This is a genomic window from Thermotoga maritima MSB8 (assembly GCF_000008545.1).
Taxonomy (GTDB): domain Bacteria; phylum Thermotogota; class Thermotogae; order Thermotogales; family Thermotogaceae; genus Thermotoga; species Thermotoga maritima.
In genome coordinates this window covers 244,517-263,979 of record NC_000853.1, presented here as the reverse complement: position 1 = coordinate 263,979, position 19,463 = coordinate 244,517, and the positions used below count along the sequence as shown (strand labels likewise).

Genomic DNA, 19,463 nt, shown 5'->3' with positions numbered 1-19,463 from the left:
GTTATCACCCCAGCAATCTGTATGCACCGCCGTCGAACCAGATCATTCCCATCAGTTCCATCTCCGATATCACCCTGAGGACCTCCGAAACGCTCCACCCCAATTCTTCAACAAGCTCATCGACTGTTTTTGGCGAACTTCTCAACAGATCGTAGATCTTCTTTTTGTCATCATCGAGCGATGGGGAAGCGATTCTTCTGATTCCAAAATGAGTTTCAAGGTCTTCCTCGTCGGTGAGGGGATAGGCACCTGACTTTATCAGATAGTTCGTACCTTCGCTGGTCTTCCTATCTATATCACCGGGAACGGCGAACACATCACGACCGCTTTCCAGAGCAAACTTCACCGTTATGAGTGCACCGCTTTTGATGGGAGCCTCTGTGACGATGATCGCATCAGAAAGACCCGCTATGATTCGATTTCTCGCTGGAAAATGATGTTTTCGAGCACGAGTTCCCATTGGATACTCACTGACAACACACCCGTTTTTCACAATTTCATGGAAGAGTCGTTCGTTCGATCGCGGATAAACAACATCCACTCCTGTGCCGAGAACCGCCACCGTCTTTCCTCCAGAACTCAGGGCTTCCTTGTGTGCAACGGAATCTATTCCAAACGCCATGCCGGAAACGATCACAAAGTATTCGCTCAGCAGTTTAACAAAGCGCTTTGTGACGTTCACTCCATAACTTGTGGGTCTTCTTGTTCCCACAACTCCCACACACTTTTCTTTCAAGAGCTCAGCATCGCCCCTCACAAAAAGAACAGCTGGCGGATACCTGATCTCCCTCAAGTGCTGGGGGTAGTCATCTTCCCAGAACGAAACGAGCTTCACATTGTGTTTCCTTATCAGTTCCTTTTGCCTTTCTAATTCTTCTTTTCCGCACTTTTCAAGAAACTTCCTCGTCTTTTTTGGATCCGCGTTCTTCAGAAATTTTTCGAGAGGTAACTCCGGTTCCAGTTCCCGAAGATGGAACTCACCACGATGAACGAGCAGAGCCATCTCAAGAGGAGACATTCTTGTACTCCTCGAGAATCTTCTTTATCTTCTCTTCGACACCCTGAGGTCTTCCGGGGAGACACCTGTTCGTTTCCGCCTGACCCTTCACGATCGCCTTCGCGTAGGCTTCACACCCGGCAAAACCGCACGCGCCACAGTTTATTCCAGGAAGAACCTCCGTTATCATCTTCACACGTGGATCTTCTTCCACCTTGAATCTTTGCGCAGAATAGGCAAGAAAAGCCCCGAACCCAAAACCCAGAACAGCGAGCAAGAGCGTCGAGTAGATGACTTCCAACTCCTTCACCTCCTCACAGCTTCACCATTCCCTGGAATCCCATGAAAGCAAGCGAAAGAAGTCCCGCGGTGATGAGGGCTATGGCGGTGCCTTTGAAAGGCTCCGGCAGATCGTAGAGATCCATTTTTTCCCTTATTCCGGCGAATATCACAAGAGCAAGAGCAAATCCAAGACCAGATCCCAGTGCGTGGAAGACCGCCTCAACAAAGTTGAGCTTCATGAGACTGTTCAAAAGCACCATACCGAGGATCGCACAGTTTGTGGTGATGAGAGGCAGGAAAATACCAAGCGCTTCGTAGAGATCCGGGCTGGTTTTCTTCAAAAACAGTTCGACGAACTGGACGAAAGAAGCGATGACGAGTATGAAGACGATCGTTCTCAGAAATTCAAGTCCTGTGGAGATAAGGAGCTTGTCCAGAAACCAGCTGATGGCAGCAGAAACCGTCATAACGAACGTAACGGCTATACCCATTCCTGTTGCCGTTTCCAACCTTTTGGAGACCCCCAGGAAGGGACAAATCCCGAGAAACCTCGCCAGAACGAAGTTGTTCACGAATATGGCAGAAAAGAAGAGCAAAAACACCTTCATTTCGCTTCACCTCTTTTCTTTCTCCTGATGCCGATGTAGGTGAAGAGTGCAGAGAGAAGACCGAGTGTTATGTAGGCTCCCGGTGGAAGAATTTCAAGAAATATCTTCAACTCCCACACTTTGTAACCGAAGATCGTACCGTTACCGAAGAGTTCTCTGACGCTTCCAAGGAGAACAAGCGAACCTGTGAAACCGAGACCCACTCCCAGGCCATCGAGCATGGAATCCAGAACACCATGCTTGGAAGCGAACGATTCCGCCCTTCCCATTATGATACAGTTCACCACTATGAGAGGAATGAAAAGTCCCAGGGTCTTCCACAGATCGTAGGCAAAACCGTGCATGAGGAGATCTATCATGGTAACGAAAGACGCGATAACAACGATGAATATAGGAATTCTGATCTTATCAGGAACGATCTTTCTTATCAGTGAAATAACCACGTTTGACATGGTGAGAACGGCTGTCGTAGCAAGCCCCATCCCCAGACCGTTGATGGCACTCGTGGTGACGGCGAGTGTGGGACACATTCCAAGAACCTGAACATAAGTGGGATTCTCTTTTATGATCCCCTTAGTTAATTCTCTCAAGCGGCTCATTTCGACACCTCCTCGAGGTACCTGTACATGAGATTCAGAGCGGTCACCACGGCCCTTGGTGTGATCGTTGCTCCCGTCATTACATCGCTTACCTTCACAATACCCTGCTTTTTCAACTCCTCAGGAGAACCCTTCGGAAGTCCCGCATCTTTGTCGACCCTCAGGCCGTTCTTCAGTCCTTCGGGTGGAACTGGAAAGAAACGCCTCTGTATACTTTCTTCTCCTATCTTTGCGCCGAGTCCAGGCGTCTCCTGAGAATAATCTATTACTCTCACGGAATTGAGCATGAATCCATCTTCCGTTTTTATAAAACAGGCTACAACGGTCACGTTTCCTCCAAAACCGGGTGCGTATCCCGACAGAACGTATGCGTTTCTGCCATCCTTCGTCACGAATTCATACAAGGGACCAAGGACTACCCCTTCTTTGTACTCTTTCAGAACAACCGTTTCTATGCCTGTTTTTTTGACGATTTCCTCGATTTCTTTTTCATCCACCAGATAATCTCCCGTGAGGGGATCTTTCAGAACGAATTTGATGGCGCTCAACTTAGCTGCGTTATCCGCTTCCTGGATCTTTCCTTTGACTCCCACATACACGAGTCCAAGAAAGAGTCCAGAAATAGCCGTGAAAACCATCAGAATCAATCCAGTCTTCAGGATATCCTTCATTTTTTCACCTCACCGAAGATGCGCGGTCTGGTGTACCTGTCTATCAGGGGAACCAGTGCATTCATGAAAAGGATCGAAAATGAAACGCCTTCAGGATACGCTCCAAAGAGTCTTATAGCCATCGTGAGAACGCCACATCCAATCCCGAAGATCACCTGTCCCTTCGCGGTGATGGGACTCGTCACCATATCGGTGGCCATGAAAAGTGCACCGAGCATGAGACCACCACTGAGGAGGTGAAAGAGAGGATCACCGTACCTTGGATTCATCAAATAAGCTATCGAAGAAAACACAAGAACAGTTCCTATATAGGAGACAGGAATGAATATCTTCACTCTCTTTCTCAAGAGAAGATAGATGAAACCAATTATGAGAAGAAGTGCACTCGTTTCACCTAAGGATCCTCCAACCTTACCTATGAACAGATCCCAATAGGGTGTGAAAACACCGTGTTCCTTGAAAAGTGCAAGAGGAGTTGCTGCCGTTACCACATCCGCTGGAGATTTCCAGAATCCTGCCCCGGGTACAACCCAGGTGGTCATGTAAGTGGGAAAAGAAATGAGCAGAAACGCTCTTCCGACGAGCGCAGGGTTGAAAATGTTCTGGCCGAGTCCTCCGAACACGTGTTTCCCGATCCCCAGAGCGAAAACGAGTCCCAACAAAAAAGCCCAGAAAGGAAGCCTTGTGCTCACGTTCATCGCCAGAAGCAGTCCTGTCACTGCCCCGCTGCCATCCGGGACGAAATCCTTCACTCCTCTCAGGTATCTCATGACGAATATATCGAACAGCTCACCTATCACCGCTCCTGCGATACAGAGAAATAGAGCATACCATCCGAAGAAATAAGCCGCCCCAATAACCGCTGGTGATAGGGCTATGAGCACATCCAGCATGATCTTTCTCACATCATCCTCTTCTCGAAGGTGTGGAGCGTAAGCGCTTATCAGCTTCATCTTCTACCCCTCCTTGTGGCGCGATACACTGTTTTTGCGAGTTTTATGTACCTTACGTGTTCTATCTTCGAAGGACAGGTGTAGGTACACGAGCCGCACTCTATACAGTCCATCAAACCGTTTTCCACAGCTTCGTCGTACTTTCTCTTCGTGGAGAGGAGATAGAGAAGGTAAGGCTGAAGGTTCATCGGACACACCTGAACACATTCACTGCATCTAATACAGGGTTTCTGAGGTCGAGACTTCTTTGGAAGAAACGCGGTTATTCCAGAAGTTCCTTTCATAACAGGGATGTCCAGATTTGTGATGGATATTCCCATCATCGGGCCACCGAGGATGACACGCTCCGTGTTCTCATCTATTCCACCACAGTAGTCGATAACATCCTTCACGGGTGTCCCTATTCTGACGATCAGATTTTTCTGATTTTTCACGGCATCACCGCTGACTGTCATACCTCTTTCCACGAGCGGTTTTCCATCGACGACCGCTTCCTTCACAGCAACACAGGTACCGACGTTCTGGACCACCACTCCAACATCCATTGGAAGACCGCCTCTCGGTACCATCCTTCCGGTTATCGCGTATATGAGCTGCTTTTCTGCACCCTGCGGATATTTGGTCCTGAGGAGAGCAACATCAACGGGATATCCCTTGAAAACCTTTTTCAAATTGTGGTACGCATCCATCTTGTTGCTCTCTACACCGACTACGGCTTTTTGAACCCCCAGAACCTTCATCATTATCAGGATTCCCTGGAGGATGTCCTCGGCTCTTTCTAGCATGAGTCTGTGATCTATCGTGAGAACGGGTTCACACTCCGCCCCGTTGACGATCAAGGTATCCACTTTTTTCTCGGGAGGAGGTGAGAGTTTAACGTGGGTTGGAAACATCGCTCCACCCAGACCAACGATTCCCGCTTTTTTGATGATTTCCAGGATTTCTTCTTTCGACATGCGTTCAAAATCCCCAGTTTCTATGTGAACCCACTCATCGTCAGAGGTTCTTTCTATAACGATCGCTTCGATGGGCTTTCCAAGGATTGGGTGCAGGATCTTCTTTATCTCGAGTACTCTTCCTGTCACAGGAGAATGCAGATAAGCGGAAATGAAACCTTCAGGTTCTCCTATAACCTGACCGGTCTTCACTTCGTCACCGGGAGAAACCACTGGTTTCGCCGGGTTCCCCGCATGATTGGAAAGAAAGACGAAAACCTTCTGAGGTAGAGGTGCCCTTTCAATAGGTTTGTCCTTCGACCATTCTTTCAATTCCGGGGGGTGTACTCCTCCCTTGAAAGTGAGCACAGTTTCACCTCCAGTGAACGTTGTAGATGGGACCTCTTGGGCTTTCATTGTAGTAGGGACGCGTGCAGTGAGGGCATCCGCGGGTTCTTAAAGCCTCTTCTGGAAACTCGCCGTTCCATTCAACGTCAATAATTTTACCATTTGAGTCGAAAATTATGTTCTCCGGCTTTATCAGGTTTTTCTCGAGAAGGTAAGTTACCAGCTGGATTTTTCTGTAACGCTCGAGGGAAGGTCTTTCTCTGTTTTCAAAGGCTGTTCCCTTGATAGGGGTGAAAGCAAACAGAGAAACCACGATATTTCTTTCCCTTGCCCACACTGTAAAATCAACGATGTCTTTATCGCTTTCACCCAGTCCGACTATCACGTGTGTTGTGATCCTTCCAGGAAACATTTCTGATACCTTTTCGAGGATATGAAGGTGTCTCTCGTACTTTCCTCCTCTGATTTTTTCAAAGAGAGTTTTGTTGGGGACATCCACAGCGATACCCACTCTGTCTGCTCCCAGTTCGAAGTACTCCACAACTTCTTCTATGCTGACTGCTCTGACACTCACTGAAACCGGTATACGAAACCTTGGAATGATCAACCTGAGATCCTTTCCGTAGCTAGGATAAGAAACAACCTGGATACAAACCCTCTTGAAACGATCGTTCAATTTGCCAAGCAAATCTTCCGAAACCTCTTTCCAGGTGACCCTGGAGAGAAAATGAGATGGGCTTGTGGAAGAGCGTGACTGCGCGCAGTACAGACAGTTGTAAACACACCTTTCTCCAAGCATGAGATAAGCGGTGTCCATCTCTAAGGACGAGTTTCCATTTACTTTCCGAATCGTTCCGTAAGATGCTCTGAGCATCATTTCTCCACCTCAAACTCGTATTCTCTTTCTTGTTTTCTCAGGCGAACCCTGCTCCCTTCTACACTGATCTCGAAACCGTTCAAAAACTCAGGAATCGACTGTTTTGCTTCCAATCGCATGAGCACACCATCTGCGGTTCTTTCAGCTATTTCTCTTTCCCTGTAAAGTAAAAATATCCTTCTCGCATGAATGGAAACACTGCAAACCGTGAAAAAGATCACTGTGACGATGAGAAGAGCAAAAAGGACTTCCATGACAAGAGAACCTAACTGAAAAGAAGATAAGAAAGTATCAGAAGAATTCCCATGACAAGAAGCGCCAGCACGAGAGCGAGGAGAAAATCCGAACTCGTCGTTTTTTGAACGGGCTGAGGAGAGTTTCTCAGTTTCAACTTTTCTTGCTTCGATTCTTCCCCCTCCTTGAGCATCTCTCCTATTTTTTCCATCCATTCTTCATCGGAAATCTTCACCCTGCTTTCACCGCGTTTTATCTTCAAATTCGGGGATACTATGGCTTTTCCAATTATTCCTTCTTCAAACTCTACCTTCAAAAGATAAAGAGTTCCTTCCCTGGTCTTCACGATTTCTTTTGAAAGGACTTTTCCGGGGAGACTCGCTACGTTTTCCGTCCCGAACTTTTCCTTCAGAAACCTCTTGAACTTCTCCGAAAACTCTTCATTTCCATAGTTCAGGATCACGAAATCTATCCTCTCTTCCACATCTATCTCTCTTATGGTCACGCCGTTCAAGGGATCAAGAACCGGAAACACTTCCGGCAGATTTCTCAAGTCTTCTCTCTGAAACAATTTAAAAACTTCATCAGTCGAGAGTTCTTCGAAGTGCTCTTTCACCACTTCAAGAGAAACGTCTTCATAGTCCAGAGGCACTCCTACCACTTCAACCTCTAGTTTTTCAGACCACTCCCTGAAAAGGTCGGCTATGAAGACCCTGAGCGCCTCGTGATCACCGCTTTCAACGAGCCTGAAAAACTCGCTCCCCACCAACCGGAGGTTCTGTTTTCTGCTTTGAATCAGCCAGAAATCGAAGAATTCATCCGTTATGGCAGAAGCTTCCAGTACTTCTTTCAAAGCCGATTCCTTTTTCGCTTTAAAATCTTCAAGGAAATCTTCAAATCCAAGATTCAAATCTACAGAATATTTCCGGGCGTACCGACCCGGTATCACAAAAAAATCGTACTCGGGGATCTGGTTGAGTTTGCCGAGGAAATACCCCTGAACGATTTCAGATGTGAGCTTCGATGTGACCCTGAACTTCACAAAATAGAGATCCACTCACTACTCCTCCCTGACTATCACATAATCTCCCGATTCTAAAGTTTTCGATTTGAAGTCTTCAGGTCTTACACCAATACCTATAACACAGTTCTTTCCTATCACCATGTCGTCGGGAATCACAGAATTCATCCCAACCACTGTCAGAAGACCCGAGTACACCTTTGGATCCAGTTTGCTTTCAGCGTCTTCACCCACTCCCATCCTGACGTTGCTTCCTATTTTTACATTTTCCGCTATTATCACGTTTTCCAGATAACAGTTCTCTCCTATCTCAGTTCTGGTCATTATGACTGAATTTTTCACCACTGTTCCTCTACCGATCTTCACACCCTGGAAAATAACGGAGTTGAAAACGTTGCCATAAACCTCTGCTCCTTCACTCACGAGGGAGGTGGAAACCTTCGAACCAGGAGCTACGTAAGCGGGCGGCATCTCTTCGGTGTGGGTGAAAAACCTCCAGTTTGGATCGTAGAGATTGAAAGGCGGCACTGGAAGAACAAGCTCCAGATTGGCTTCCCAGTAAGATCTGAGCGTACCAACGTCTCTCCAGTACCCGTCGAATCTGAACGCGTAGAGAGAACCGAGATTTTCCCTCAAAATTCTTGGAATCACGTCTTTTCCAAAATCGTGGGAACTGTTTGGATCGTTCTCGTCTTCGATGAGAACTTTCTTCAGGAATTCATAGTTGAAGACATAGATTCCCAGAGATGCCAGGTTCGACCGGGGTTTTGCCGGTTTTTCTTCAAAATCGACGATCCTCCCATCCACGTCCGTTATCATGATACCGAATCTGCTCGCTTCTTCGATGGGCACTTCCATGCAGGCTATCGTTCCATCCGCCTCTTTGAGCAGATGGTAATCTATGAGATCGTTGTAATTCATGGCGTACACGTGATCTCCTGAGAGGATGAGGACGAGTTCCGCATCGTTTTCTTCGAGAAATTCGAGATTCTGATAGACGGCGTTGGCAGTCCCTTTGTACCAGTCAGACTCGTGCCTCCCGACGTAAGGTGGAAGAATTTCAACCCCTCCGTCCTTTCTGTCCAGATCCCAGGGTCTTCCAATACCTATGTGTTTCGAGAGAACATGGGGTCTGTACTGGGTCAAAACTCCTACCCTATAGATTCCAGAATTCACACAATTGCTCAGAGTAAAATCTATGAGACGGTATTTCCCTCCAAAAGGAACCGCAGGTTTCGCTATTCTCTCCGTGAGAACTCCGAGCCGCGTCCCCTGACCACCCGCCAGTATCATCGCAACGGTATTTCCCATAAGATTTCACCTCACAAAACTGCTCTTTTTTCGAAAACAGGTAACTCTGTGTCTCCTTCGATGACACGACCTTCTCTCACGATACAGTTCTTGTCCAGGATCACGTTTCTCAGAACTGCTCCTTCCTCCACGACGGTGTTCTCCATAATGATGGAATTTTCTACTACTGCCCCGACTTTTATCCGCACGTTTCTGAAAATGACAGAATTTCTCACCGTACCAGAAACTATGCTCCCATCTGCAATCAAAGAATTCTCAACAACAGCCGTGGTCGTGAATTTTGGAGGAGGAAGATCCTTCAGCTTCGTATAAACCTTACCGTTTCTGTAGAAGAGCTCATCGCGCACTTCCTTTTTCAATATATCCATGTTTATCCTGTAGTACTCTTTTATTCCCTTCTTTACGTTTCTCCAGTAACCATCGAACCTGTAAGCGTAGACCTTCAACCTGTCGAGGTTGGGAATCACTATGTCGAGAAGAAGATCGTACTTCCCCTGGGGAACCGTTGCATAAAGAAGCTCCTTGAGCAGCTCTTTGTTCATGAAGTAAACCCCAAGAAACGCGATGTTCCCTTTTGGATGTGCCGGTTTTTCTTCTATCTCCACCACTCTCATGTCATCGTCGAGCTGAACTATTCCATATTCACTCAAGTTGTACGTTTCATCGAGTTCTTTAACTACGAGAGTTATGTCCGCTCCCTTTTTTAGATGGTAGTTGAAAAGATCCCTGTAGATCATCTTGTAGATGTGATCTCCCGAACCTATCAAAACGTGATCTTCCTCGCCCCTTCTTAGAATGGTCATATTCTGGAAGATGGCATCCGCCGTTCCCCTGTACCAAACTTCTCTGTTCGGCCCAACGTAGGGCTGGAGAATGAACAATCCTCCGCTTTTCCGATCGAGGTCCCATTCCTTTCCAGAACCCAGATGGTCCATCAAACTCCTTGGATTGTACTGAGTAAGGATACCCACTTTCCTGATGCCGGAATTCACCATGTTGCTCAAAGTGAAGTCTATAGCCCTGTACTTTCCAAACACAGGAACCGCCGCACTGGCTCTCACCTTCGTCAGAGGCCACAAACGATCACTTTTTCCCCCAGCAAGAATCAATCCAAGCACCCTCATTCTTCACACCTCTCTTCCTTCGTTCACTAAAGAATTCTATCACCTCCACTTTTCTTCTATAAAACCGTCCGAAAGTTTTTTCAGTAAATCTACAATGAAATTGGTGTTAGAATCCGGATATTCCCTCACGACAAGATAAACTCTCTCTCCAAAGCTTCTCATGGCAGACATGAATCCCATCACCCTGAGAACGTGACCGATCATTTCGGGGAAGATCAGAAAATCACCAGAAGGAAAATCGAGTTCTTCTGGTTCGAAGTCTGGCAGATCGAACATTTCTTCGAGCCTTACTCCATAACGTCTGGAAAAGAGTTCTAACATGGCACACGATAACGAGAAAAGCACTTTCGGATGTTCTGGAAAATGCGCCTCGAGTCTCTCGAAGAGACCAAAAATCTGACTCGATTTTGCTTCCTTGAGAATCCCTTCATATTCTTCTAGCACGGCCACAAAAATCTTGTAATGCTCTCCCAGCGATCTTTCGGGAACTATGGTCGATCCTCCCTTGAATTCATCTTCCATCAGTTCTACTTTCACGATTTCCCTGTCTTTCCATTTCTCAAGATGATAAGTTAAAATCATTTTTCTTACCTCCTGTCTGGAAAAGCTTTAAATAAAGTGTTAAAATTCCTTCAGAGGTGGTTCTACTATGAATATATCAACTATCGTGTCGAATTTAAAGGATCTCATTTTGGAAGTTCGTGCACCCTATGATCTCGAAATAACAGGTGTGTCCAACCACTCTTCTAAGGTAAAAAAAGGAGATCTTTTCATCTGCAGAAGAGGGGAGAAGTTCGATTCCCACGAGATAATACCCGAAGTGATGGAAAAAGGAGCAGTGGCTGTTGTCGTTGAAAGGGAAATAGATCTGGATTTTCCCTACATTCAGGTTTTTGACTCGCGCTATTTTGAGGCGAAAGTGGCCAGCCTTTTCTTCGAAGATCCCTGGAAAGACGTTTTAACCTTTGGAGTCACAGGAACAAATGGCAAAACCACAACAACCATGATGATCTACCACATGCTCACCTCTCTTGGAGAAAGAGGAAGCGTTCTCACCACCGCTGTGAAGAGAATCCTTGGAAACTCCTACTACGACGACATCACCACACCGGATGCGATCACCATCCTTTCCGCCATGAAAGAAAACAGGGAAGGTGGAGGGAAGTTCTTCGCCCTCGAAGTCTCTTCCCACGCACTGGTCCAACAAAGGGTCGAAGGAGTCAGATTCGATGTAGGAATATTCACCAACATATCACGCGATCACCTCGATTTTCACGGCACATTCGAAAACTATCTGAAAGCAAAGCTTCACCTCTTCGATCTGCTGAAAGATGATGGGGTCGCTGTTCTGAACGAATCACTGGCGGACGCTTTCAATCGGAAGTCGCGAAAAATCACCTTTGGAACATCGAAAAACGCCGATTACAGGCTGGGAAACATAGAAGTGAGCTGGGAAGGAACACAGTTCGTTCTGGAAACTCCCGATGGTTTGCTGAAGGTTTTCACAAGAGCGATAGGAGATTTCAACGCCTACAACGCCGCGGCCGCTATCGCGGCTCTTCACCAGCTCGGATACGATCCAAAAGATCTGGCGAGTTCCCTTGAGACGTTCACAGGGGTCGAGGGAAGATTCGAAGTAGTACGGGGAGCAAAGAAGATCGGGCTCAACGTCGTCGTCGATTTCGCTCATTCTCCAGATGCACTGGAAAAATTACTGAAAAATGTCAGGAAGATCTCTCAGGGAAGAGTGATAGTTGTCTTCGGGGCCGGGGGAAACAGCGACAGGGGAAAACGTCCCATGATGTCCGAAGTTGCATCAAAACTCGCTGACGTCGTAATCCTCACAACCGATGATCCACGAGGGGAAGACCCGGAACAGATAATGGAAGACCTGATAAAGGGTATAGATAAACGCAAACCGTATCTGGTGCTCTTCGACAGAAGAGAAGCCATCGAAACGGCTCTAACCATCGCCAACAGAGGAGATTCTGTTGTCATAGCGGGGAGAGGCCATGAAAGATACCAGATAATCGATGAAGAAAAGAAGGTGCCGTTCCAAGACAGAGAAGTCGTGGAAGAGATCATAAGAGACAAGCTGAAGGGGAGGAAATACGCCCAATGAAAGATCTACTCACAAGGCGTTTCGTTCTGAATTCGAAAGAAGTGAGAGAAGGTGACGTGTTCGTCGCCGTGAAAGGGAAAAGATTCGATGGTCACGATTTTATAGATGAAGCCCTCAGGAACGGCGCTTATGCGATCATTGCCGAGAGAAAAACGGTGAATTCTGATAGAATCTTTCTCGTAGAAAGTTCCGTTGACACGCTTGCTAAGCTGGCCCGAGAAAAGCTCGGGAATTTTTCCGGTACAGTCGTTGGTGTAACAGGTTCATCGGGAAAAACCACCACGAAAGAAATATTGTACAACCTTCTCAAAAACAAGAGAAGTGTCTTCAAAACACCGGGAAACATGAACACGGAGTACGGGTTGCCACTCTCCATTCTCAACGACTACAAAGGAGAAGAAATCCTGGTTCTCGAAATGGCCGCGAGCAGGCCCGGTGATATCGCTCACCTGTGTAAAATCGCTCCTCCGGATGTCGCCGTTCTCCTCAACGTTGGAAGCGCTCACCTCGAGTTTTTTGGAACACGAGAAAGAATCATGGAAACCAAGATGGAGATCATCAAGCACTCGAAAGAAAATGCGATAGCCGTAACACTCTTTGACGATCCTGATCTGAGAAAAGAAGTGCCTCGCTACAGAAATACACTGTTCTTCGGCAAAGAAGGCGGTGACTCGGTTCTAAAGGATTGGTGGTACTATGAGGGTTCCACGATCGCAGAGTTCGAAGCTTTTGATTCTCTTTTCACAGTGAAACTCTCCGGATACTGGAATGGAGGGCAACTTCTGAACATCGCCGCTTCTCTGTGTGTCATGAGAACTTTGGGCGAAACTGTGGATATCTTCGATCTTGCCAGCCTGAAAACAGTTCCCGGCCGTTTCAACGTGAGAGAAAAAAAAGGTGTGCTGATCGTGGATGATACGTACAACGCAAGCCCTGAAGCGTTTCAAACTTCCATAGAGGCGCTTCTTCGTTTCCCCGGAAAGAAATTCGCTGTTGTGGGAGCGATGAAAGAGCTCGGGGAGAGGTCGAAGGAGTTTCACGAAGAACTGGGAGAGAGATTGAACGTTCTGGATGGGGTGTATGTTTTCTTGTCAGAACCCGAAGCAGAATGGATCAAGTCCAAAAAGATCATCCTGAAGTCAGACGATCCCGAAAAGATAGCGAAAGATCTCGCCACCAGGGTAAAAAAAGGGGATGTGGTTCTCTTCAAAGCTTCAAGAGCGGTGAGAATAGAAAGAGTTCTGGAAATGTTTGAAAAGGAGCTGGAGAAAAGATGATAGCAGCGAATTTTCTCCTGAACCTTTTTCTTTATCCGATCCTCATAAAACTCTTCAGACGAAGAAGAATCGGGCAGTACATAAGGAAAGAAGGCCCAGACCTTCACGGCTACAAAGAGGGTACCCCCACCATGGGAGGTATTCTGTTCGTTCTGACCGGTTTTCTGTTTGGAATGATTTCGAAGACAAATACGATGGTGTTGCTCGGCATGTTTCTCTTCTTCCTCATCGGTTTTCTGGATGACTTTCTCAGTGTGGCAAGAAAAGATTCCACCGGGTTGAAAACTTATCAGAAGGCTCTGCTTCAGACCCTCGCAGCCTTCATTATGTTGCTTCTGATACGTCCCGACACGAACGTCGACTTTTTTGGCTCCACGATTGAAATGGGGAAGTGGTATTACCTCTTCGCGCTCCTGGTCATCGTGGGAAGTTCGAACGCCATGAACCTGACGGACGGACTAGACGGCCTAGCCGGGTGGATATACGTGAGTGGGAGCATCCCTTACTGGTTTTTCCTCAAAGAAAGGGGAGTCTCAGAGGATATTCTGTTGATCCTTGGAGTCGGTGTTCTTGCCTTTCTCGTGTTCAACTCGAAACCCGCAAAGATCTTCATGGGAGACACAGGTTCTATCACACTCGGTGGGGTTTTGGGAACTGTTTCCGTTCTGACAAAAACGGAGTTTTATCTGGTGCTTTTCTTTATGATTCCCGTCATCGAAACATTGAGCGTTATTCTTCAGGTGGGATCTTTCAAGATCTTCAAACGCAGAATATTCAAAATGTCTCCTCTGCACCATCACTTCGAATTGATTGGATGGAGCGAGGAAAAAATCGTAGCGGTGTTCACCGTTTTCAATCTGATATCTTCTCTTGTCGCTCTTGAGATCTTCGGGGTGATAGGATGAAAATAGGCTTTCTGGGTTTTGGAAAGAGCAACAGGTCCCTTCTGAAATATCTTTTGAATCATCAAGAAGCGAAATTTTTCGTGAGCGAAGCAAAAACTCTGGACGGTGAAACGAAAAAATTTCTGGAAGAACATTCGGTGGAATACGAAGAAGGAGGCCACACCGAAAAACTCCTGGATTGTGATGTTGTTTACGTGAGTCCCGGGATAAAACCAGACACGAGCATGATCGAACTCCTCTCCTCCAGAGGTGTGAAATTATCCACAGAACTTCAGTTTTTCCTGGACAATGTAGATCCAAAAAAGGTCGTAGGCATCACGGGGACTGATGGAAAAAGCACCGCCACCGCCCTCATGTATCATGTACTTTCCGGAAGAGGATTCAAGACTTTCCTTGGTGGGAACTTTGGTACACCGGCTGTGGAAGCACTGGAAGGAGAGTACGACTATTACGTACTGGAAATGAGCAGTTTCCAGCTTTTCTGGAGCGAAAGACCGTATCTTTCAAACTTCCTTGTTCTGAACATATCCGAAGATCATCTGGATTGGCACTCTTCTTTCAAAGAATACGTTGATTCAAAGTTGAAACCGGCTTTTCTCCAGACAGAAGGAGATCTGTTCGTCTACAACAAGCACATCGAACGTTTGAGGAATCTGGAGGGTGTGAGATCCAGAAAAATCCCTTTCTGGACGGATGAAAACTTTGCTACAGAAAAAGAACTGATCGTTCGCGGGAAGAAATACACACTTCCTGGAAACTATCCGTATCAGATGAGGGAAAACATACTGGCAGTTTCCGTTCTTTACATGGAAATGTTCAACGAACTGGAAAGTTTTCTGGAACTTCTCAGAGATTTCAAACCGCTCCCGCACAGAATGGAATATCTGGGTCAAATAGATGGAAGACATTTCTACAACGACTCGAAAGCCACGTCGACACACGCGGTACTGGGTGCGCTCTCCAACTTCGACAAGGTAGTTCTCATAATGTGTGGAATCGGCAAAAAAGAAAACTATTCTCTCTTCGTGGAAAAAGCCAGTCCAAAGCTGAAACATCTCATCATGTTCGGAGAGATATCTAAGGAACTTGCTCCGTTTGTGGGGAAAATTCCTCACAGCATCGTCGAAAACATGGAAGAAGCCTTTGAAAAAGCAATGGAAGTCTCTGAAAAAGGTGATGTGATTCTTCTCAGCCCGGGAGGAGCGAGCTTTGACATGTACGAAAACTACGCAAAAAGAGGTGAACACTTCAGAGAGATCTTCAAACGACACGGAGGGGATGAAGTTTGAACGAAAAATCTCTCGTGTTCTTTGTCATCGTACTTCTGTGCGTGGGGTTCATATCTCTCAGCAGTTTTGAAATAGTTCGGGATTATGTGAAACCGGTCAGAGACACCGCACACGTGGTGCTGAACCATTTGATGAAGCTCGCGGTGGCCATCGCTTTTTTCGTTGTCTTCCTCTACACGGACCACAGATTGCTCTTCTCAAAGCAAATCATCATAGGGGGATACGTCCTCTCCCTTGTCCTTCTGACGGTCGTGCTGTTCCTCCCCTCGAGTGAGAGAGGTGCACACAGGTGGATAGATCTTGGTAGCTTTTCATTCCAGCCATCCGAACTGGTCAAAATCTACATTCTTCTGTTTCTCGCGTGGTACGTCGAAAAAAACTCCCTGTTCATGAAAAAATTCTTCAGGGGATTTTTGAAGCCGATTCTTCTTGTTTCTCCTCTACTCTTCCTTGTTCTGATAGAACCCGATTTCAGTACTTTTGTGCTTCTTGTTTTCATGGTTATCCTCACACTCTACGCTGCTGAAACTCGCGGGATTTACGTGCTGAGTTTCTTTCTGGTGATAATTTCTCTTTTTATTTCCATGTATAAAACCGGTGTTCTGGAACATTTCATGAAAAATTACCAGATGGAAAGACTCATATCGTATCTGAGAGGGAACGTTTCAGAACAGGTTGTTGAAGCAGTGAACGCTATAAGAAACGGTGGTACGCTTGGCAAAGGATTAGTTCTCGGTGAAGAAAAGCTCTTCGTGCCTGTGGTGACAAGCGACTTCGTGTTAGCTATAGTGGGAGAAGAGCTTGGCTTCATAGGACTGGGAGTTGTCCTGTTCTCATTTTACGGATTGGTTCACAGCCTTGTGAAGGTCGCTACGAAAATGCATACGGTTCCATCAGTCAGAACGTTCATCTCCGGTTTCGCTATTTTGATAATGCTTCAGGTGATGACGAACGTTGGTGTCATATCCGGAATTCTTCCAGTCACGGGAGTAACTCTTCCTCTGGTAAGCTATGGAGGGAGTTCACTTCTTTCTATCATGATAGGCTTTGGAATAGTCGGAAATATGATTCTGGAGAGTGAAAGAGAGTGATAAAGGTCGCTGCAGCTGGCGGTGGAACTGGTGGACATCTCTATCCACTTCTGGCCATCCTCGAGACGCTCGCGAAAAGAGTTGACGTGAAGGTCCTGTTCTTCGCTGTAAAAGGCAAAATCGATGAGAGAGTTGTGAGAAAAGATCATCCAGAGTTCGAAACAGTTTCAATCGATGTCAGAGGTTTGCTCAGGCCACTCCATCATCCAAAAAACCTGTGGAGAACCTTGAAGATAGGAATTGCTACGATCGAAGTAAAGAAACATTTGAAGCGCTTCAAACCGGATTTAGTGGTTCTCACGGGTGGATACATATCTGGAGTTGTGGGGCTAGCCGCTAAGGATCTTGGGATACCCATCTTTGTTCACGAACAAAACGTCGTTCCAGGACTCGCAGTGAAAGTTCTCTCACAGTACGCGAAGAAAGTTTTCGTCTCTTTCGAAAGAACCCGAGATTATCTGAGAGAATGGCAGGATAAAATCGTCGTCACTGGATGTCCGGTGAGAGAAACGGAAAAAGAAGCACCTCTGAAGGATTTCGTGCTCGTTCTCGGTGGAAGTTTGGGAAGCGAAGCGATAAACGAGTTGATGGAAAAGGTGTATCCAGAACTTCAGGAAACTCAATTCGTACATTCCACAGGGTCAGACGATTGGACAGAAAGGCTTTCCGTTTTTCCAAATGTAACAGCACTCACTTACATAGACCCCATGGGAGCCTACTGGAAGAAAGCGATCGCGTCCATTTCAAGGGCAGGGGCGAGTACAATCGCAGAGATGATGTACTACGGTGTTCCCGGAATACTGATACCGTGGGAAAGTTCCGCCGAATCACACCAGCTTGAAAACGCTCTGGAAGCGGAAAGACTGGGGTATGCTATCGTTATCAGAGAAAACGAAGCGTCTCCTCGGAAAATAATCGAGTCTATTGATAAAGTAGTGAAAAAAGGTAAAATAGAGAAGATGAAAGAAAACCCTGCTTCCAAAATATCTAAGGAAATACTGGGGGAGATAATGTGAAAATTCATTTCGTAGGAATTGGTGGAATTGGAATGAGTGCCGTGGCTTTACACGAATTCTCGAATGGAAACGATGTTTACGGTTCAAATATAGAGGAAACAGAAAGAACCGCTTATCTAAGAAAATTAGGAATTCCGATTTTTGTGCCACACTCCGCAGACAACTGGTACGATCCCGATCTGGTTATAAAAACCCCCGCTGTTCGTGACGACAACCCGGAGATAGTACGCGCCAGGATGGAAAGGGTCCCGATCGAAAACAGACTGCATTATTTCCGAGACACTCTGAAACGGGAGAAAAAGGAAGAGTTCGCTGTAACCGGAACCGATGGCAAAACCACGACAACCGCTATGGTTGCACACGTTTTGAAACATTTGAGAAAGTCTCCAACGGTGTTCCTTGGAGGTATAATGGATTCTCTCGAACACGGAAACTACGAGAAAGGAAACGGACCTGTAGTTTACGAACTCGACGAGAGCGAAGAGTTTTTCTCAGAGTTCTCTCCAAACTATCTCATAATCACAAACGCCAGAGGAGATCATCTGGAAAACTACGGCAACTCCCTGACCAGATACAGATCGGCCTTCGAAAAGATCAGCAGGAACACCGATCTGGTAGTCACCTTCGCAGAGGACGAACTCACATCTCATCTCGGTGATGTAACTTTTGGCGTGAAGAAAGGCACATACACCCTCGAGATGAGAAGTGCCTCTCGCGCCGAGCAAAAAGCAATGGTGGAGAAAAATGGAAAGAGATATCTCGAACTCAAACTCAAGGTTCCCGGTTTTCACAACGTTTTGAACGCACTGGCAGTGATAGCGCTTTTCGACTCGCTCGGGTACGATCTGGCACCAGTGCTCGAAGCGCTGGAAGAATTCCGGGGAGTTCACAGGCGTTTTTCCATCGCGTTTCACGATCCGGAAACGAACATCTATGTGATAGACGACTACGCCCACACACCAGATGAGATAAGAAACCTTCTTCAGACAGCAAAAGAAGTCTTCGAAAACGAAAAAATCGTGGTGATATTCCAGCCGCACCGATATTCCAGACTGGAAAGAGAAGACGGAAACTTCGCAAAGGCGCTTCAGCTGGCGGATGAAGTTGTGGTCACGGAAGTCTACGATGCGTTCGAAGAGAAGAAAAACGGCATCTCAGGGAAGATGATCTGGGACTCTCTCAAGTCGCTCGGTAAAGAGGCATATTTCGTTGAGAAGCTTCCAGAACTGGAAAAGGTAATCTCCGTGAGTGAGAACACCGTCTTCCTTTTCGTTGGTGCCGGAGATATCATCTACTCTTCCAGAAGGTTCGTGGAACGTTATCAGAGCTCCAAAAGTTCTCCTTCGCGCGTCCTAGGATCGAACAAATAGACGGTGCTCCTACCGGAAAGATAACCGCACGCTTCTCCGGGATTCACCACGAGAGTTTTTCCTTCTTTTCTCACATCCACTTTATGAGTGTGCCCGTAGAGAACCAGATCGAACTCCTGAGAACGAACGATCGCATCCAGAAGAACGGGTTCGTGCATCATCGCTATTCTTAAACCATCGACCTCCAAGGAAATGGGTGGTTTTTTGATTCTTCCGCCGGATCTTTTGTCCAGCAGCAGTACTTCTCCGTCGTTGTTTCCAAAAACACCGTAGAAATCCACCCCTTCTTTGATCAATCTTCCAAGTGTGAACGGCGCAACAAAGTCACCACAGTGGAAAATTTTTTCGATGTTCTTCTCAGATACGAGTTCTTCCACCTTTTTCAGAACCTCCATGTTATCGTGAGTGTCACTGAGTATCAGCCACATTCACA

The 19,463-nt window shown here is 46.6% G+C and carries 21 protein-coding genes; 7 read left to right on the top strand and 14 right to left on the bottom strand.

The window, feature by feature from the left end; translation table 11 throughout:
* Positions 1 to 4: 4 nt before the first annotated feature.
* From dprA to TM_RS01230, 13 genes are read right to left on the bottom strand one after another with little or no spacing between them, the layout of a single operon-like run.
* Positions 5 to 1,018, bottom strand: a complete 1,014-nt coding sequence (dprA, locus tag TM_RS01290) for a DNA-processing protein DprA (protein ID WP_004082954.1) — start codon at positions 1,016 to 1,018, stop codon at positions 5 to 7.
* Positions 1,005 to 1,298 (bottom strand): RnfABCDGE type electron transport complex subunit B, encoded by a 294-nt coding sequence (locus TM_RS01285; protein WP_004082953.1) that lies wholly within the window; start codon positions 1,296 to 1,298, stop codon positions 1,005 to 1,007. The genes dprA and TM_RS01285 overlap by 14 nt, the downstream gene beginning before the upstream one ends.
* 13 nt (positions 1,299 to 1,311) lie before the next feature.
* The gene (gene rsxA, locus TM_RS01280; protein ID WP_004082952.1) at positions 1,312 to 1,887 is read right to left on the bottom strand and encodes an electron transport complex subunit RsxA; all 576 of its coding nucleotides are present in this window, start codon (positions 1,885 to 1,887) and stop codon (positions 1,312 to 1,314) included.
* On the bottom strand, positions 1,884 to 2,486 hold the full coding sequence (gene rsxE / locus TM_RS01275; RefSeq protein WP_004082951.1) for an electron transport complex subunit RsxE: 603 nt from the start codon (positions 2,484 to 2,486) through the stop codon (positions 1,884 to 1,886). Before rsxE ends, rsxA begins: the two co-directional genes overlap by 4 nt.
* Entirely contained in the window at positions 2,483 to 3,157 is a 675-nt protein-coding gene (locus tag TM_RS01270; protein WP_004082950.1) for an RnfABCDGE type electron transport complex subunit G, read from the bottom strand. The genes rsxE and TM_RS01270 overlap by 4 nt, the downstream gene beginning before the upstream one ends.
* Positions 3,154 to 4,110, bottom strand: coding sequence for an RnfABCDGE type electron transport complex subunit D (locus TM_RS01265; protein ID WP_004082949.1), 957 nt, complete (start codon positions 4,108 to 4,110; stop codon positions 3,154 to 3,156). The genes TM_RS01270 and TM_RS01265 overlap by 4 nt, the downstream gene beginning before the upstream one ends.
* Positions 4,107 to 5,414 carry an electron transport complex subunit RsxC gene (gene rsxC / locus TM_RS01260; protein WP_004082948.1) on the bottom strand — a complete coding sequence of 436 codons (1,308 nt, stop codon included), beginning with the start codon at positions 5,412 to 5,414 and terminating at the stop codon, positions 4,107 to 4,109. The genes TM_RS01265 and rsxC overlap by 4 nt, the downstream gene beginning before the upstream one ends.
* Before the next feature lie 4 nt (positions 5,415 to 5,418).
* A complete protein-coding gene (locus TM_RS01255) occupies positions 5,419 to 6,270 on the bottom strand; it encodes a radical SAM protein (RefSeq protein WP_010865078.1) in 852 nt (283 codons plus the stop codon).
* On the bottom strand, positions 6,267 to 6,524 hold the full coding sequence (locus TM_RS01250; RefSeq protein ID WP_004082945.1) for a hypothetical protein: 258 nt from the start codon (positions 6,522 to 6,524) through the stop codon (positions 6,267 to 6,269). Before TM_RS01250 ends, TM_RS01255 begins: the two co-directional genes overlap by 4 nt.
* An 11-nt stretch (positions 6,525 to 6,535) precedes the next feature.
* Entirely contained in the window at positions 6,536 to 7,561 is a 1,026-nt protein-coding gene (locus TM_RS01245; RefSeq protein WP_004082943.1) for a DUF4899 domain-containing protein, read from the bottom strand.
* Between the two features lie 3 nt (positions 7,562 to 7,564).
* Entirely contained in the window at positions 7,565 to 8,836 is a 1,272-nt protein-coding gene (locus TM_RS01240; protein WP_004082942.1) for a glucose-1-phosphate adenylyltransferase, read from the bottom strand.
* 11 nt (positions 8,837 to 8,847) lie between these two features.
* Positions 8,848 to 9,960: a glucose-1-phosphate adenylyltransferase subunit GlgD gene (gene glgD, locus TM_RS01235; protein ID WP_004082940.1), complete on the bottom strand. Its 1,113-nt coding sequence runs from the start codon at positions 9,958 to 9,960 to the stop codon at positions 8,848 to 8,850.
* A gap of 39 nt (positions 9,961 to 9,999) precedes the next feature.
* Positions 10,000 to 10,542 carry a hypothetical protein gene (locus TM_RS01230; protein ID WP_004082938.1) on the bottom strand — a complete coding sequence of 181 codons (543 nt, stop codon included), beginning with the start codon at positions 10,540 to 10,542 and terminating at the stop codon, positions 10,000 to 10,002.
* Between the two features lie 67 nt (positions 10,543 to 10,609).
* Here TM_RS01230 and TM_RS01225 point away from each other — a divergent pair, with 67 nt between their 5' ends.
* The 7 genes from TM_RS01225 to murC are packed head-to-tail and all read left to right on the top strand — an operon-like array spanning position 10,610 to position 19,030.
* Positions 10,610 to 12,082: a UDP-N-acetylmuramoyl-L-alanyl-D-glutamate--2,6-diaminopimelate ligase gene (locus tag TM_RS01225; RefSeq protein WP_004082936.1), complete on the top strand. Its 1,473-nt coding sequence runs from the start codon at positions 10,610 to 10,612 to the stop codon at positions 12,080 to 12,082.
* The gene (locus tag TM_RS01220) at positions 12,079 to 13,359 is read left to right on the top strand and encodes a UDP-N-acetylmuramoyl-tripeptide--D-alanyl-D-alanine ligase (protein ID WP_004082934.1); all 1,281 of its coding nucleotides are present in this window, start codon (positions 12,079 to 12,081) and stop codon (positions 13,357 to 13,359) included. Before TM_RS01225 ends, TM_RS01220 begins: the two co-directional genes overlap by 4 nt.
* Positions 13,356 to 14,264 (top strand): phospho-N-acetylmuramoyl-pentapeptide-transferase, encoded by a 909-nt coding sequence (gene mraY / locus TM_RS01215; protein WP_004082932.1) that lies wholly within the window; start codon positions 13,356 to 13,358, stop codon positions 14,262 to 14,264. Before TM_RS01220 ends, mraY begins: the two co-directional genes overlap by 4 nt.
* Complete coding sequence (murD, locus tag TM_RS01210; RefSeq protein WP_004082930.1) at positions 14,261 to 15,553, top strand: UDP-N-acetylmuramoyl-L-alanine--D-glutamate ligase; 1,293 nt, start codon at positions 14,261 to 14,263, stop codon at positions 15,551 to 15,553. Before mraY ends, murD begins: the two co-directional genes overlap by 4 nt.
* On the top strand, positions 15,550 to 16,644 hold the full coding sequence (locus TM_RS01205) for an FtsW/RodA/SpoVE family cell cycle protein (protein WP_004082928.1): 1,095 nt from the start codon (positions 15,550 to 15,552) through the stop codon (positions 16,642 to 16,644). Before murD ends, TM_RS01205 begins: the two co-directional genes overlap by 4 nt.
* Positions 16,641 to 17,660, top strand: coding sequence for an undecaprenyldiphospho-muramoylpentapeptide beta-N-acetylglucosaminyltransferase (murG, locus tag TM_RS01200; protein WP_004082926.1), 1,020 nt, complete (start codon positions 16,641 to 16,643; stop codon positions 17,658 to 17,660). The genes TM_RS01205 and murG overlap by 4 nt, the downstream gene beginning before the upstream one ends.
* The gene (gene murC / locus TM_RS01195; protein WP_004082924.1) at positions 17,657 to 19,030 is read left to right on the top strand and encodes a UDP-N-acetylmuramate--L-alanine ligase; all 1,374 of its coding nucleotides are present in this window, start codon (positions 17,657 to 17,659) and stop codon (positions 19,028 to 19,030) included. Before murG ends, murC begins: the two co-directional genes overlap by 4 nt.
* On the opposite strand, the gene TM_RS01190 is transcribed toward murC, so the two are convergent.
* Positions 18,982 to 19,458 carry a metallophosphoesterase gene (locus TM_RS01190; protein WP_004082922.1) on the bottom strand — a complete coding sequence of 159 codons (477 nt, stop codon included), beginning with the start codon at positions 19,456 to 19,458 and terminating at the stop codon, positions 18,982 to 18,984. The genes murC and TM_RS01190 overlap by 49 nt on opposite strands.
* Positions 19,459 to 19,463 lie beyond the last annotated feature (5 nt).